Source organism: Actinophytocola sp., from assembly GCF_035762905.1.
In the GTDB taxonomy this organism is placed as follows: domain Bacteria; phylum Actinomycetota; class Actinomycetes; order Mycobacteriales; family Pseudonocardiaceae; genus DASYTH01.
Window position 1 is genome coordinate 95,150 of record NZ_DASUCC010000061.1, and the last position, 17,987, is coordinate 113,136.

The 17,987-nt window shown below is 74.6% G+C and carries 1 protein-coding gene; it reads left to right on the plus strand.

Translation table 11 applies throughout. The annotated features are described in order from the left end of the window. The first annotated feature begins 1 nt into the window (after nucleotide 1). Nucleotides 2–17,986, plus strand: a complete 17,985-nt coding sequence (locus tag VFV67_RS11445; protein ID WP_326469462.1) for a non-ribosomal peptide synthase/polyketide synthase — start codon at nucleotides 2–4, stop codon at nucleotides 17,984–17,986. Nucleotide 17,987: the final 1 nt, after the last annotated feature.

Consider the following 17,987-nt stretch of genomic DNA (forward strand, 5'->3'; position numbering starts at 1 on the left):
CGTGACGCAGTCCAGCCGTGCCAGCCGGGACCGGTCCGGCCTGCGGGACGTCCTGCCCCTGTCCCCGTTGCAGGAAGGGTTGCTGTTCCACTCGCGCTACGACTCCGGCGGCCAGGACGTCTACACCGTGCAGCTGGCGGTCGACCTCACCGGCCCGCTGGACCCGACCCGGTTGCGCGCCGCGCTGGCGACCCTGCTGCACCGGCACCCCAACCTGGGCGCCGGCTTCCGCACCGTGCGCTCCGGGCGGCCGGTGCAGTTCGTGCCGCAGGGGATCGAGCTGCCGTTCCGCGAGGCCGATCTGACCGGCATCTCCCCGGCCGGCCGGGCGGCGGAGCTGGACCGGTTGGCCGACCGCGAGCGGGCGGAGCGGTTCGACCTGGCCCGGCCGCCGCTGCTGCGCTGCCTGCTCATCCACACGGCGCCGAGGCAGCACCGGTTGCTGATCACCAACCATCACATCCTGCTGGACGGCTGGTCGATGCCCGTGCTGCTGCGCGAGCTGTTCACGATCTACGAGCGCGGCGCGGACGCGCTGCCACCGGTGACCCCGTACCGGCACTACCTGCGGTGGCTGGCCGACCAGGACCGCCAGGCGACCGAGGACGCCTGGCGCCGGGCCCTGAACGCAGTCGCGGAGCCGACCCTCCTGGTGCCCGCCCGCGGCGGTCCCGGGCGGGACCAGCGGATGCCGGAGCGGGTCGAGCGGGTGCTGCCGCCCGAGCGCGGCGCCGAACTGCGCCGGGTGGCCGGCGAGCTGTCGGTCACGCTGAACACCGTCGTGCAGTTGTGCTGGGCCGTGCTGCTCGGCGCGCTGACCGGGCGGGACGACGTCGTGTTCGGCACCACCGTGTCCGGCCGCCCGCCCGAGGTGCCCGGCGTGGACACGATGATCGGCCTGTTCATCAACACGGTTCCGGTCCGGGTCAGGCTCGACGCCGCCGAGTCGTGGCCCGCCGCCCTGGCCCGGTTGCAGCACGAGCAGGCCGAGCTGAGCGGCCACCAGTACCTCGGCCTCGCCGACATCCAGTCGCTGACCGGCACCGGCGACCTCTTCGACACCCTCGTCGTCGTCGAGAACTACCCGGTCGACCCGGCGACGGCGGTCCGCCTGGACTCCGGGCTGCGGCTGGTCGGCGCATCCGGCCGGGACGCGACCCACTACCCGTTGGCGTTGACCGTATCGGCGGCCGGTGACGGCATCCACCTGCGGATCGAGTACCAACCCGACCTGTTCGACGCGGCCACGGCCGAGCTGCTGGCCGACCGGCTCGCCGTGCTGCTCGGCGGGATCGCCGCCGACCCGCACCGGAGGCTGGCCGACATTCCACTGTGGACGGACGGCGAGCGGCGCCGGGTGCTGGTCGACTGGAACGACACCGCCCTGCGCGTCGAGCCCGCCACGCTGCCGCAGCTGTTCGGCGGCCAGGTCGCGCGTACCCCGAACGCGACCGCGCTGGTGTGCAACGGCGAGCGGCTCACCTTCGCCGAGCTGAACGCGCGCGCCAACCGGCTGGCCCACCACCTGATCGACCGAGGTGCCGGACCGGAGCGGCTGGTCGGCCTGCGCCTGCCCCGCGGCGCGGACATGGTCGTGGCCATGCTCGCGGTGCTCAAGGCCGGTGCCGCGTTCCTGCCCATCGACCCGGACCTGCCCGCCGCGCGCCTCGAAGTCATCCAGGCCGACGCGGCACCGGTTCTGACCCTCGACCGGTTGCCCGACCTGGGCAAATTCCCGGCCACCGACCCGGATCCGGTGGCCCGGCCGGAGCACCCGGCGTACGCGATCTACACGTCGGGCTCTACCGGAACACCCAAGGGTGTCGTGGTCGAGCACCGCTGCCTGGTCAACCTGGCGCACGCCCATCGCGCCGGATTCGCGGCGGGCAAACGCCTTCGGGCCGCGGTGACCGCGGCGTTCTCGTTCGACACCTCGCTGGAGGGGCTCGTCCTGCTGGCCGACGGGCACGAGGTGCACGTGCTCGACGACGCCACCCGGCTCGATCCCGAGGCCCTGGTCGGCTATGTCGCCACCCACGGCGTCGACTTCCTCGACCTGCCACCGTCCTACCTGCCCCAGCTCATCACGGCCGGGCTGCTCGACCACCCGGTGACGCTCATGGTGGGGGGCGAGGCGCTGTCCCCGTCGCTGTGGGACCGCCTGGCGAACGCGCCCGGGGTGGCCCCGTACAACTTCTACGGCCCAACGGAATGCACGATCGACGCGACCGTCTGCCCGGTCGCGGGACAACGCCCGGCCATCGGCCGCCCCCTGCCCAACGTCCGGGCGTACGTGCTCGACGAGCGGCTGGCGCCGGTGCCGGTCGGTGTCGCCGGTGAGCTGTACCTGGCCGGCGCCCAACTGGCCCGCGGCTACCTCAACCGCCCCGGCCTGACCGCGCACGCATTCGTGGCCGATCCGTTCGCCGCCGACGGGACACGCATGTACCGCACGGGGGATCGGGTGCGGTATCGGCCGGCCGGTGCGTTGGAGTTTCTTGGTCGCCGGGACGGGCAGGTCAAGGTCCGGGGGCGGCGGGTGGAGTTGGGGGAGATCGAGGCGGCGTTGTGCTCGGTGGCGGGGGTGGGCCAGGCGGTCGCCGCGCTGCGCGGGGACGGTGCGCGGTTGGTCGGTTATGTGGTGCCGGTCGAGGGCGCCACGGTGGACGGTGCGGTGGTGCGCCGGGCGGTGATGAGCGTGTTGCCGGAGTACCTGGTGCCCGCCGCGGTCGTGGTGCTGGACCGGATTCCGTTGACGGCACACGGAAAGGTCGATCGCACGGCACTGCCGGAGGTGCCGGTCGAGACGACCGCGGGTCGGGGGCCGCGCACGCCGCAGGAGGAGATCCTGTGTGGCCTGTTCGCCGAGGTGCTCGGGGTCGCTCGGGTGGGCATCGATGACGGTTTCTTCGACCTGGGCGGTCATTCGCTGCTCGCGATGCGGCTGCTGAGCCGGATCCGCGCCACTCTGTCGGTCGAGGTCGATCTGCGCACGTTGTTCGAGGCGCCGACCGTGGCCGGACTCGCCGAACGGCTGACCGCGGCCGGGTCCGCGCGCCCGGCCCTGAAACCCCGGCCCCGGCCGGAGATCCTGCCGCTGTCCCACCCCCAGCGCCGGCTCTGGTTCGTCAACCAGCTGGACACCGCCAGCGCGCTCTACAACATCGTCGCGACGCTGCGGCTGCGGGGCCGGCTGGATCCCGACGCGTTGGGATCCGCGCTTGGCGACGTGGTGGCCCGGCACGAGACCCTGCGCACGATCTTCCCCGCGGTCGACGGCGAACCCCGGCAGGTCGTCCTCGACCCCGCCGAGGTCGCCGAGACCGTGCTGCGAACCGTGGCGGTCGACCGGGACGGTGTGCCGTGGGCGGTCGCCGGCACCGCCCGGGCCGGGTTCGATCTTCGGGACGAGACTCCCTTGCGGGCCACGTTGCTCGCCGTGGGTCCGGCGGAGCACGTGCTGGTTCTGGTGCTGCATCACATCGCCGGCGATGCCTGGTCGATGGGCCCGCTGGCCCGGGACCTCGCCACCGCCTACGCCGCCCGGGTCGCCGGCCACCCTCCACAGTGGACCCCGCTGCCGGTGCAGTACGCCGACTACACGCTCTGGCAACGCGACCTGCTCGGCGACGAGACCGACCCGGACAGCGAGCTGACCCGCCAACTCGGCTACTGGACCGAGTCGCTCGCCGGGCTGCCCGAGGAACTGGACCTGCCCACCGACCGGTCCCGCCCGGCGGTGAGCACCAACCGCGGTGAGCAGATCCGGTTCGAGATCGACGCCGACCTGCACCGCCGGCTGCTGGACCTGGCCCGGCGCAGCGGAACCAGCCTGTTCATGGTCCTGCAGGCGGGCCTGGCCACGCTGCTGACCCGGCTGGGCGCGGGCACCGACATCCCCATCGGCACACCGATCGCCGGCCGCGCCGAACAGGCCACCGAGGAGCTCGTCGGCTTCTTCCTGAACGAGTTGGTGCTGCGCACCGACACCTCCGGCGATCCCACCGTCCGCGACCTGCTGGCCCGGGTGCGGGAGACCGCCCTGTCCGCCTACGCCAACCAGGACGTGCCGTTCGAGCGGCTGGTCGAGGCGCTCAACCCGGCGCGTTCGCTCGCCCGGCACCCGCTGTTCCAGGTGTGCCTGGTCATCGAGAACGCCACCCCACCCGCGATCACCCTGCCCGGCCTGGACATCGGCCCGGAACCCGGCGGCGTCGGCGTCGCCAGGTTCGACCTCTCGTTCGGGCTCAACGAGCGGCACGCCGCCGATGGCACCCCGGCCGGTCTCGACGGCATGGTCCTGTACGCGACCGACCTGTACGACCGGGCCACCGTGACCACCTTCGCCGCGCGGTTCGTCCGGCTGCTGCGGGGAATCGCCGACCACCCGGACGCGTGCATCGGCGATCTTGAGCTGCTGGACGGCCCGGAGCGGCACCGGATCCTCCTCGACTGGAACGACACCGCGCGGCTGCCGGCGCAACCGCTTGTGCCGCACCGGTTCGAAGCGCAGGCGGCCCGGACGCCGGACGCCCCGGCCGTGGTCGACGGGGACGTTTGCCTGTCCTACGCCGAACTCGACGCCCGGGCCAACCGCCTTGCGCACCTGCTGATCGAGCGCGGCGCGGGCCCGGAACGCGTGGTGGCGCTGATGCTGCCCCGCTCCGCCGAGTTCGTGGTGGCGGTGCTCGCCACGCTCAAGTCCGGCGCCGCCTACCTGCCGGTGGACCCCGGCTACCCGGCCGAGCGCATCGCCTTCCTGCTGTCCGACGCCGACCCGGTCCTGGTGGTCACCGACACCGTGATCGCCGACCTCGGCGGCCGGCCGGAGACCAACCCGGGCCGGCCGGACATCACCGGGCAGACCGCCGCCTACGTCATCTACACCTCCGGCTCGACCGGCCGGCCGAAGGGCGTCGTCGTCCCGCACGGCTCGCTCGCCGGCTACGTCGCCTGCGCCGTCGAGGCGTACCCGGGGGTGCGCGGCCGGGTGCCGCTGCACTCCTCGACCTCCTTCGACACCACGGTGACCTCGCTGCTCGTCCCGCTCTGCGTCGGCGGCACCGTCGTGGTCACGGAGCTGGTCGACGGCCTGCCGGCCGAGCCGTTCACGCTGGTGAAGCTGACCCCGAGCCACCTCGGCCTGGCCCCGGCCGGCGGCGCCGGCCCGGCCGAGCCGGACCTGCTCGTCGCCGGCGAGGCACTGACCGCGGGCGCGCTCGAGCCGTGGCGCAAGGCCTACCCGAACGCGACGGTGTTCAACGTCTACGGGCCGACCGAGACCACGGTCAGCGCCGTGCAGCACCGGATCGAGCCGGGTGCCCACCCGGCCGACGGTGCGGTGCCGATCGGCCGGCCGCTGCCCGACACCCGGGTCTACGTACTGGACAACCGGCTGGGCCCGGTGCCGCCGGGCGTGGTGGGCGAGCTGTACATCGCCGGCACCGGCGTCGCCCGCGGGTACCGCGGCCGGGCGGCGCTGACCGCGGAGCGGTTCGTCGCCGACCCGTTCGGCGCACCGGGTGCCCGGTTCTACCGCACCGGCGACCTGGTGCGCTGGGACGCGGACGGCCGGCTGGAGTTCGTCGGCCGGGCCGACGACCAGGTGAAGGTTCGCGGGTACCGGATCGAGCTCGGCGAGATCGAGGCCGTGCTGGCCGCGGTGGCGGGGGTGGGTCGGGCGGTCGCGGTGCTGCGGGCCGACGGCGCCGGCGAGCCGCGCCTGGTGGCCTACGTGGTGCCGGCCGCCGGTGCCACGCTCGACGGCGAGGCGGTGCGGCGCGCGGTGGCCGGCGTGTTGCCGGAGTACCTGGTGCCTGCTGCCGTCCTGGTGCTGGAGGCCATCCCGTTGACCCCCAACGGAAAGGTGGACCGGGACGCCCTGCCGGACGTGGCGGTGGCCGGGGGCGTGGGCCGCGGCCCGCGCACGCCGCACGAGGAGATCCTCTGTGGACTGTTCGCCGACGTTCTCGGCGTGGGCCGGGTCGGCATCGACGAGGACTTCTTCGCGCTCGGCGGGCACTCACTGCTGGTGATCCGGCTGCTGAGCCGCGTTCGGGCGGTGCTGTCCGTTCAGCTCGGCATCCGGGCGCTGTTCGAAACACCCACGGTCGCCGGGATCGCGGAGCGGATCGCCGGGGCCGGGCCGGCCCGCGCCGCGCTGCGGCCGTACCCGCGTCCGGAGGTGCTGCCGCTGTCGCTGCCGCAGCGCCGGCTGTGGTTCATCAACCGGATGGATCCCGCGAGCGCGCTCTACAACATCGCGGTGCCCATGCGGCTGCGCGGGACGCTGGACCGGGCGGCGCTGCGCTCCGCGCTCGGCGATCTCGTCGCCCGGCACGAGATCCTGCGCACCCGCTTCCCCGAGGTCGACGGCGAGCCTCGGCAGGTCGTGCTGGACGCGGGCGAGGTCGCCGCCGGGGTGCTGCGGACGGTCGAGCCGGTCGAGCCGGCGGCGGTCACCGAGGCGGTCACCGGGGCCGCGTGCGCCGGGTTCGACCTGCGCGCGGAGACCCCACTGCGGGCCACGCTGCTCGCCGTTGGTCCGGCGGAGCACGTGCTCGTCGTGGTGCTGCACCACATCGCCGGCGACGCCTGGTCGCTGCGCCCGCTGGCCCGGGACCTCGCCACCGCCTACGCCGCCCGGGTCGCCGGCCACACTCCACAGTGGACTCCACTGCCGGTGCAGTACGCGGACTACACGCTCTGGCAGCGCGAGCTGCTCGGTGCGGAGACCGACCCGGACAGCGAGATCGCCCGTCAGCTCGCGCACTGGACGACGGCTCTCGCGGGCCTGCCCGAGGAGCTGGACCTGCCCACCGACCGGCCCCGCCCGGCGGTCGGCAGCGACCGGGGCGCCCGGATCCGGTTCGAGCTGGACGCCGAACTGCACCGCGGGCTGCTCGCGGTCGCCCGCGCGAGCGGCGCGAGCCTGTTCATGGTGCTGCAGGCCGGCCTTGCGGCCCTGCTGACCCGGCTCGGCGCCGGCACCGACGTCCCCGTCGGAACCCAGGTCGCCGGCCGCGACGACGACGCGCTCGACGACGTGGTCGGCTTCTTCATCAACACCCTGGTGCTGCGCACCGACACCGGTGGCGACCCGAGCTTCGCCGAGTTGGTCGGCCGCGTGCGGGAGACCGCACTCGCCGCGTACGCCAACCAGGACGTGCCGTTCGAGCGGCTGGTCGAGGTGCTCAACCCACCGCGTTCGCTGGCCCGGCACCCGCTGTTCCAGGTCTGCCTGGTGCTGCAGAGCGCGGCCGAGGCGTCGCTCGCGCTGCCCGGCCTGGAAACCGGCGCGGAGCCGGTCGGCGCCGGCACGGCCCGGTTCGACCTCGCCTTCGATCTCAAGGAGCGGCACACCTCGGACGGCGCACCGGATGGCCTCGATGCCCTTCTCGAGTACGCCACCGATCTCTACGACCGGCCCACCGTCGAGACCCTCGTGGCGCGGTTCGTCCGGTTGCTGCGCGGCGCCGTCGCGGCGCCGGACGCGCGGATCGGCAGCGCACCGCTGCTGGCCGCGGCGGAGCGGCGGTGGTTGCTGGAGTCGTTGAACGACACGGCGGCGGCCGAACCGCTGGTGGACGTGGTGGCCCGGGCCCGGGCGGTGGTGGCGCAGCGTCCGGACGCGGTCGCGGTGTCCGATATGGATGGTTCGGTGACCTATGCGGAGCTGGTCGCCTGGGTGGACGCGCTGGCCGCCGAGCTGGTGTCCCGGGGTGTCGGTCCGGAGTCGATGGTCGCGGTGCTCGGCGACCGGGGCCGAGGGCCGATCGCGGCATTCCTGAGCCTGCTGGATGTCCGGGCCGCGTACCTGCCGTTGGACACCCGCGCGCCGGTCGCGCGGTCGGCGGCGACGGTGGCCGATGCCGGGGCCCGGTGGATCATGGCCGACCCCGGCCATCTGGGCCTCGCGGACGAGATCGCCGCCGCGGTCGGGGCGGTGCGGGTCGTGCCGCTGCACCGCGGATCCGGCGCCGCGTCCCCGCCCGCCTCGGCGCCGCCACCGCCCGAGGGTCTGGCCTACGTGCTGTACACCTCCGGGTCCACCGGGCGGCCCAAGGGCGCGATGGTGCAGCACCGTGGTCTGAACAACCACCTGCACGCGATGGTCGAGGACCTTGGTCTGACTCCGGCGGACACGCTGGTGCACAACGCCCCGCTGACGTTCGACGTGTCGTTGTGGCAGATGCTCGCCCCGCTGGTGGCCGGTGCCCGCGTGCTGGCCGTCGGCGAGGACGTGGTGCCGGACCCGCCGGCGATGTTCGGCTTCGTGGACCGGGAGGGCGGCACGGTCCTCGAGGTGGTGCCGTCGGTGCTGCGCGCGGCGCTCGACGCGTGGGACGCGGGGCTGGCCGCTCCCGCGCTTGCGGCGTTGCGCTGGCTGCTGGTCACCGGCGAGGACGTGCCCGCCGAGTTGTGCCGCCGCTGGTTCGCCCGGTTCCCCGCCGTGCCGGTCGTCAACGCCTACGGGCCGACCGAGTGCGCCGACGACGTGACGCTGGCCTACCTGACCTCCGCGGCCGACCTGGGGGAGCGGGGTCCGGTGCCGATCGGCCGGCCCATCCGCAACACCCGGCTCTACGTGCTCGACGACGGGCTGGCGCCGGTGCCGCCCGGCGTCGAGGGCGATCTGTACGTCGCCGGTGCCGGGGTCGGCCGGGGCTACCTCGGCGACGTCGCCAAGACCGCGCACAGTTTCGTGGCCGATCCGTTCGCCGCATCGATGCTCGACCCTGCAAGCAGGTCTTCGGTCGGCAGCCGGATGTACCGCACGGGGGATCGGGTGCGGTATCGGCCGGACGGTGCGTTGGAGTTTCTGGGTCGCCGGGACGGGCAGGTCAAGGTCCGGGGGCGGCGGGTGGAGTTGGGGGAGATCGAGGCGGCGTTGTGCTCGGTGGCGGGGGTGGGCCAGGCGGTGGCCGCGCTGCGCGGGGATGGTGCGCGGTTGGTCGGTTATGTGGTGCCGGCGGATGGCGCCACGGTGGACGGTGCGACGGTGCGCCGGGCGGTGGCCGGTGTGTTGCCGGAGTACCTGGTGCCGTCCGCGGTCGTGGTGCTGGACCGGATTCCGTTGACGGCACACGGAAAGGTCGACCGCGCCGCGTTGCCCGACGCGGCGGTGGAGACGACCGCGGGCCGACCGCCGCGCACGCCGCGCGAGGAGATCCTGTGTGGACTGTTCGCCGAGGTGCTCGCCACCGGCCCGGTGGGGGTGGATGACGGCTTCTTCGACCTGGGCGGCCATTCCCTGCTCGCCATCCGGCTGCTGAGCCGGATCCGCGCCACTCTGTCGGTCGAGGTCGACCTGCGCACGCTGTTCGAGGCGCCGACCGTGGCCGGACTCGCCGAACGGCTGACCGCGGCCGGGACCGCACGCCCGGCCCTGCAACCCCGGCCCCGGCCGGACATCCTGCCGCTGTCCCACCCCCAGCGCCGGCTCTGGCTGCTGAACCAACTCGACGGCGGCACCGGCCCGCAGTACACCGTCCCGCTGGTGGCCCGGCTGCACGGCGAACTGGACAGACACGCGTTGGGGCTCGCGCTCGGCGACGTGGTGGTCCGGCACGAGACCCTGCGCACGATCTTCCCCGCGGTCGACGGCGAACCCCGGCAGGTGGTCCTCGACCCGGCCGAGGCGCCGGTCGACCTGCGGTTCGCCGACGTGGACGCCGACGACCTGGACGAGGTGCTCGCCGACGCGCAGCGGACCGGCTTCGCGCTGGACACCGATCCGCCGCTGCGGGCCACGTTGCTCGCCGTCGGCCCGGACGAGCACGTGCTGGTGCTCGTGCTGCACCACATCGCCTGCGACGCCTGGTCGATGGGCCCGCTGTCCCGGGACCTCGCCACCGCCTACGCCGCCCGGGCCGCCGGCCACGCTCCACAGTGGACTCCGCTGCCGGTGCAGTACGCCGACTACACGCTCTGGCAACGCGACCTGCTCGGTGACGAGACCGACCCGGACAGCGAGCTGACCCGCCAACTCGGCTACTGGACCGAGTCGCTCGCCGGGCTGCCCGAGACGATCGAGCTGCCCACCGACTTCTCCCGGCCGGCCGAGCAGAGCCACCGCGGCGGCGTGGTCGCCTTCGATCTGGACGCCGAGCTGCACGGGGAACTGCTGGCGCTGGCCCGGTCGAGCGGCACGACGCTGTTCATGGTCCTGCAGGCCGGGCTCGCCGCGCTGCTGACCCGGTCGGGTGCCGGCACCGACGTTCCCATCGGGACACCGGTTGCCGGGCGCGGTGACGACGCGCTGGACGACGTGGTCGGCTTCTTCGTCAACACCCTGGTACTGCGCACGGACACCGGCGGCGACCCCACCTTCCGCGAGCTGCTCACCCGGGTGCGCACGACCGCTCTGGCCGCCTACGCCAGGCAGGACGTGCCGTTCGAGCGACTGGTCGAGGCGCTGCGCCCGGCGCGCTCGCTGGCGCATCACCCGCTGTTCCAGGTGATGCTGGTGCTGGACAACTTCGCCAGGGTCGAGGCCGGTGTGGACGGTCTGACGAGCATGGCCGGCGCCGAGGGTGCGCCGCTGGAGGGCCCGGGCAAGGCCAAGTTCGACCTGTCGGTCCGGGTGCTGGAGCGACGGGCCGAGGACGGCGGCGGCGTGGCCGGGACCATCGCCTACGCGCAGGACCTGTTCCACCGCTCGACGGTGAAGTCGCTCGCCGCGCGCTTCGTGCGGCTGCTCCGGTCCTGTGTGGACGATCCGGACCGGCCGATCGGCGACGTCGAGCTGCTCGACCCCGCCGAGCGGGAGCGGCTGCTGGTCGGGTGGAACGACACCGCCCGCGCCCTGCCGGAACTGCTGGCGCCGCGGCTGTTCGAGGCCCAGGCGGCCCGCACGCCCGGTGCCCCGGCGCTCGCCGCCGGCGACATCACGCTGACCTACGCCGAGCTGAACGCGCGGGTCAACCGGTTGGCCCGGTTGCTGATCGCGCGCGGCGTCCGGCCCGAGCAGGTCGTGGCGCTGATGGTGCCGCGATCACCGGAGATGGTGGTGGCGCTGCTCGCGGTGCTCAAGTGCGGCGCCGCCTACCTGCCGGTGGACATCGAGTACCCCGCCGACCGGATCGGCTACATGATCGCCGACGCGGCTCCGGTGGCGGTGCTGACGACCGCCGCGGTGGCCGGGCGGGTGCCGGCCGGTCCGGACGTCGTGCTGCTCGACGCGGCCGACACCGTGGCGGAGGTGGCCCGCCAGGCCGGCACCGACCCGACCGACGCCGACCGGGTCGCCCCGCTCACGCCGAACACGCCCGCCTACGTGATCTACACGTCCGGCTCGACGGGACGGCCCAAGGGGGTCGTCGTCGAGCACCGCGGCATCGCCAACCTCGTGCTGGCCCGGATCAAGCCGTACGCGCTTGGCCCGGGCAGCCGGGTGCTGCAGTTCGCGTCGCTGAGCTTCGACTCCTCGATGTCGGAGATCTGCACGCCGCTGTGTGCCGGCGCGTGCCTCGTGCTCGGCCCGCCGGACATGCTCGCCCAGCTCGCCGAGCTGCCGGAGCTGTTCGCCCGCAACGCGATCACGCACGCGACGCTGCCGCCCGCGGTGCTCGGTCAGCTGCCGCCGGAGAGCCTGCCGGGCGTGCGGACCCTGGTGATCGCCGGCGAGGCCGCACCCGCCGGCCTGGTCGCGAACTGGGCGCCCGGCCGCCGGATGTTCAACTCCTACGGGCCGACCGAGACCACGGTCTGCTGCACGATGACCGGCCCGCTGCCGCCCGACCGGGGCGTCCCGCCGATCGGCCGCCCGCTGCCGAACGTGCGCGTCTACGTACTCGACGACCGGCTGCGCCCGGTCCCGCCCGGCGTCGCCGGCGAGCTCTACGTGGCCGGCATCGGGGTGGCCCGCGGCTATCTCGGCCGCACCGCGCTGACCGCGGAACGGTTCGTCGCCGACCCGTTCGGAAGCGCCGGCACCCGCATGTACCGCACCGGCGACCTGGTCCGCTGGCGGCGCGGCGGGGACCTGGAGTTCCTCGGCCGCGCCGACCGCCAGATCAAGATCCGCGGCTACCGCATCGAGCTCGGGGAGGTCGAGGCCGCGCTCGCGGCCGCGCCGGGGGTCGGGCAGGCGGTCGCCGTCGTGCGGGAGGACCGGCCGGGTGTCCGCCGGCTGGTCGGCTACCTGGCGGGGGCGGACGTCGACCTGCCGGCCGTGCGGGCGCACCTGCGATCGGTGCTGCCGCAGTACATGCAGCCGGCGGTGCTGCTGCCGGTCCGGCGAATTCCGTTGACCATCAACGGAAAGGTGGATCTGAAGGCGCTGCCCGTGCCGGAGCGGCCCGAGCCGCGGCCGGCCACCGGGACCGCGGCGGTCCCGGCCGCCGACCGGCGCGAGCTGCTCTGCCGGGTGATCGCCGAGGTGCTGGGCCTGGCCCGGATCTCCGCCGAGGACAACTTCTTCGCGCTCGGCGGCGACAGCATCAACGCGATCCAGGTGGCGGCCCGGGTCCGCCCGGCCGGCCTGGTCGTCACGCCGCGCGACATCTTCCGGCACCAGACGGTCGCCGAGCTGGTGGCCGCGCTGCCCGACGCGGCCCCGGCCGGTCCGGTCACCCCGGCCGACGACGGGGTCGGCGCGGTTGCGGGCACACCGATCATGCGCTGGCTGCACCAGTTGGGCGGACCGTTCGCCGGGCTCAACCAGTCGAGCCTGCTGCGGGTGCCGCCGGACCTCGGCGCGGATCGGCTGGCCCGGGCGGTCCAGGCCGTGCTGGACCGGCACGACGCCCTGCGCGCCAGGCTGGTCGGCGCCGAGCCCGGCCTGCCGTGGAATCTGGAGATCGGCGCCGCGGGCAGCGTCGACGCCCGTACCTGTGTCACCCGGGTGGAGCTGCCGGCCGACCCGGAGCACGGCATCGCCGCCGTGCTGCGCCAGCACGGCGAGGCGGCGCGGCGCCGGCTCGACCCGGCGAACGGGTCCATGCTCCAGGCCGTCTGGTTCGACGCCGGGCCGCAGCGCCCGGGCCTGCTCCTCCTCGTCGTCCACCACCTCGCCGTGGACGGCGTGTCCTGGCGGATCCTGCTGCCGGACCTGGTCGCCGCCTGGCAGTCCCTGGCCGAGGGCGGCGAACCGCGGTTGGACCCGGTGCCGACCTCGGTTCGCCGCTGGGCCCGGTGCCTCGTGGTGGAGGCGCAGAACCCGCGGCGGCTGGCCGAGTTGGCCCTGTGGCGCCGAATGCTCGACGGCCCCGACCCCCGGCTCGGCAGGCGGGCGCTCGACCCGGACGTGGACACCCAGCAGACCGCTCGACACCTGTCCACCACCCTGCCGGCCGACGTCACCTCGGCACTGCTCACCGACGTGCCGGCCCGGTTCCACACCCGGATCAACGACGTGCTGCTCACCGCGCTCGCCCTCGCCGTCGCCCGCTGGCGGCGCCGCTGGGACGACACCGGCGAGCGGAGCGTCCTGGTCGACGTCGAGGGCCACGGCCGCGAGGAGATCGACCCGAGCCTCGACCTGACCCGCACCGTCGGCTGGTTCACCAGCCGGTTCCCGGTCCGGCTGGATCTGGGCGGGATCGACCTCGACGCGGCACTGTGCGGCGGGGACGCGGCCGCCGCTGCCCTCAAACGGATCAAGGAACGGCTGCGCGAGCTGCCCGACAACGGCCTCGGCTTCGGGCTGCTCCGCTACCTGAACCCGGACGCCGGTGCGGTGCTGGCCCGGCACGGCACGCCGCAGATCGGCTTCAACTACCTGGGCCGGGTCGGCGCTCTGCGGGTCGGTGCGGACGCCGTGCCCGGCTGGTCCGCCGCCGACGTGCGGGCCGACCTGCGCTCGGCCGACCCCGGGATGCCGTTCGCCCACCCGGTGGAGATCAACGCCGTCACCGAGGAGCACCCGGACGGACCGCGGCTGCGGATGACCTGCTCGTGGCCCGACGGCGTGTTCGACCACGCCGACCTCAAGGAGCTCGCCGACCTGTGGTGCCTGGCGCTGCGCGCCCTGACCGCGACCGGTCGCACCGTCGCGGGCGGGCTCACGCCGTCCGACCTGCCGCTGGTCGAGTTGACCCAGGCGGAGATCGACGAGCTGGAAACCGACCCGGCCGGGGTCGCCGACGTGCTACCGCTCGCGCCCCTCCAGGAGGGCCTGCTCTTCCACCTGGTGAACGCCGAGTCGGGCCCGGACGTCTACACCGTCCAGCGGGTCGTCGACCTCGAAGGCCCGCTCGACGCCGGGGCACTGCGCCGGGCGGGCGAGGCGGTGCTGGAGCGGCACCCCAACCTGGGTGCCGGCTTCCGCTACCGGTCCTGCGGCACGGCCATCCAGGTCGTGCCGCGCGAGGTGCGCCTGCCCTGGACCGAGATCGACCTCACCGGCGCCGGTGCCGACCAACTCGAGGCGATCACCGACCGGGCCCGCGCCGACCGGTTCGACCCCGCCCGCCCGCCGCTCATCCGGTTCCTGCTGGTCCGGCTGGCCTCGGAGCGGCACCGCCTGGTGATCACCAACCACCACATCCTGCTCGACGGCTGGTCGATGCCGCTGTTCCTCCGGGACCTGGTCGGTTTCTACCGGGCGTTCACCGAGGGCGAGCCGCCCGCGCTCGGCGACCCGGTGCGGTTCCGGGACTACCTGGCCTGGCTTGCCGGGCGGAGCGCGGCGGACAGCGAACGGGCCTGGCGGGCGGCGCTGGCCGACCTCACCGAGCCTTCGCTGGTCGCCCCCGGCCTTGACCGGGCCGCGCCGGTGCTGCCCGAGAAGATCTCCTACGACCTGCCGGCGGAACTGGCCGGTGCGCTGCGCGCGCAGGCGGCCGCGGCCGGCGTCACGCTCAACACGGTGCTGCAGGCCGCCTGGGCGATCCTGCTCGGCCGCCGGCTCGGTCAGCAGGACGTGCTGTTCGGCGCCACGGTCTCCGGTCGGCCCCCGGAGGTGGCCGGGGTCGAGGACATGATCGGCATGTTCATCAACACCCTGCCGGTGCGGGTGCGGATCAACCCGTTCGCGAGCTGGACCGCGACGCTCGGTCGGATCCAGGCCGAGCAGGCCACGCTGATCGCCCACCAGCACCTCGGGCTCGCGCGGATCCAGCAGCTCGCCGGGGCCGGTGCGTTGTTCGACACCGTGTTGATCTTCGAGAACTACCCGCTGCCGCCGGACGCCGCACCGTCCGGACTGCGGATCCGGGCCACCGCGACCGCCGGCCGCGACGGCGCGCACTACCCGCTGGTCCTGTTCGCCTCGACCCCGGGGCAGATCCTGCGCCTGCACCTCGACCACCGGCCGGACGCGGTCGACGCGGAGACCGCCGGCACGGTTCTGCGCCAGCTCGTCCGGCTGCTGGAGTCGGTCCGCGCCGACCCGGATCAGCCGGTCGGCCGCATCCAGGTGATGCCGGCCGAGCAGCGCCGGGCACTGGCCGTCGGCGCGGCGCCGCCCGCGGTCACCCGCCCGGAGCTGGCGGGCACGATCCACGGCCGGATCGCCGAGCGGGCCGCGGCCACCCCCGATGCGCTCGCGCTGTCGCTCGGCGAGCGGCGGCTGACCCTGCGGGAGCTGGACGAGCGGGCCAACCGGTTGGCCCGGCTGCTGCTCGACCTCGGCGTCGGTCCGGAGGACCGGGTGGCGGTGCTGTTCGAGCGATCCATCGAGCTGATCGTCGCCATGCTGGCCGTGCTGAAGGCCGGCGGGGCGTACGTGCCGCTTGACCCGACCCATCCGCGCGAGCGGCTGCGGCTGATCCTCGACCGGACCCGGGCCCCCGTGCTGCTGACCGACGCCACCCGGGCGGCGGACTGGGCGGGCGGGACGGACCTTCGGGTCGTCGCCGTGGACGCCGACCCGCGGCCCGGCCGGTACGAACCGACGCCGCCGCCGGTGACCGTGCGGCCCGACCAGCTCGCCAACGTGCTGTTCACCTCCGGATCCACCGGGGTGCCCAAGGGCGTCGCGCTCGCCCACCGCGGCATGCTCGAGCTGGCCGACGACCCGGCCTACCGGACCGGCAGCCAGGAACGGGTGCTGTTCCATTCGCTGCACACCTGGGACGTGGCCGCCCTGGAGTGGTGGGTGCCGCTGCTGGGCGGCGGCCGGATCGTCGTCGCCCCACCCGGCGGCCCGGACCTCGCGGCCTTCGCTGAGCGGCTGGTGACCGAGCGGATCACCGGGCTGTGGCTGTCCGCGGGACTGTTCCGCTGGCTGGCCGAGGAGGAGCCCGGCTGCTTCGCCGGGGTCCGCGAGGTTCGGGCCGGCGGCGACGTGGTCTCGGCCGCCGCCGTGCGCCGGGTGCTCGAGGCGTGTCCGGACACCCTGGTGACCAACGGCTACGGCCCGACCGAGGCGACCGTGCTCGCCACCCACCACGTCATGGGGTCGGGCGACCCGGTGCCGGACAACGTGCCGATCGGCGTGCCGATGTCGGGCACGCGGACCTACGTGCTCGCCCCGGACCTTGAGCCGGTGCCCGTCGGCGTGGTCGGCGAGCTGTACCTGGCGGGCAACGGGCTCGCTCGGGCCTACGAGAACGACCCGGCGCTGACCGCCCGGATGTTCGTCGCCGACCCGTTCGGTGGAGCGGGCGAGCGGATGTACCGCACCGGCGACCTGGTGCGCCGGCTGGCAAGCGGGGTCCTCGAGCTGATCGGCCGGGTCGACGGCCAGGTGAAGCTGCGCGGCTTCCGGATCGAGCTCGGCGAGGTCGAAGGCGCCATCGCCGGCCATCCCGACGTCGGCCAGGCGCTCGTGCTGATCCGCGAGGACCGGCCGGGGGACCGGCGCCTGGTCGCCTACCTGGTGCCGCGCCGGGGCCGCCGCCTCCCGGATGCCGGCGAGCTGCACGAGCACCTCGCCGGCACGCTGCCCGAGTACATGGTGCCGAGCGCGTTCGTCCCGCTCGACGAGCTGCCGCTGACCAGCACCGGCAAGTTGGACCGGGCCGCGCTGCCCGCCCCGGCGGGCCGCGCGGGTACCGGCCGCGGCCCGCGGGAGGAGCGCGAGGAGATCCTCTGCGAGCTGTTCGCCGAACTGCTCGGCGTGCCCGAGGTCGGCATCGACGACAACTTCTTCGCGTTGGGCGGCAACTCGCTGCTCGCCGCCGGACTGGTCAGCCGGGTCCGCCGGACCTTCGGTGCCGACCTGGGCGTCCAGGCTCTGTTCCTGGCGCCCACCGTCGCGGGCCTGGCCGCCGCGCTGCGGGCCGGCCCCGAGCCGGGCACCGGGCTGGAGGTGCTGGTCCCGCTGCGCGCGACGGGGCAGCGGCCGCCGGTGTTCTGCTTCCACGCCGGGGGCGGGCTCGCCTGGCGGTACCTCGGGCTGGTGCGGCACCTGCCGCCCGAGCACCCGATCTACGGCCTGCAGTCCCGCGCGTTCAGCGAGCCCGGCCACCGCCCGGCCGGTGTCGCGCAGCTGGCCGCCGACCACGTGGCCGAGCTGCGCACGGTCCAACCGCACGGGCCGTACCACCTGGTCGGCTGGTCCTTCGGCGGGCTGGTCGCCCAGGCCGCGGCCGTGCTGCTGCAGGAGGCCGGCGAGGAGGTCGCGCTGCTGGCGATCCTCGACTCCTACCCGGCCGGCTCGGACGAGCCGGCCGAGGTGCCGCCGGCCGGGCAGGTGGTGGCGGCCGTGCTCGACGCGGCCGGTATTGATCCGGACACCGTCGAGCCGGACACCGCCGGCCCGCTGACCCCGGAGGACGGCGCGCGGCTGCTGCGGCGCCGCGGCGGGCCGCTGGCGGACCTGCTCGCCGAGCGGCTGCCGACCGTCGTCGACGTCTTCCGCACCAGCGTCGAGCTGCGTTCCCGCTTCGTGCCCGGGCGGTTCCGCGGCGACCTGCTCCTGTTCACCGCGGGCGACCCGGCGGACGCGCCCGGGAAGGCCGACCGGTGGCGGGAGCACGTGACGGGTGCGGTGGCCGTCCGGCCGGTCGGCTGCCGGCACGAGGACATGTTGCGGGCCGGTCCGCTGGCCGAGATCGGCCGCCAGCTCGCCGAGCGACTACGAGAAAGGGTGGAGTAGA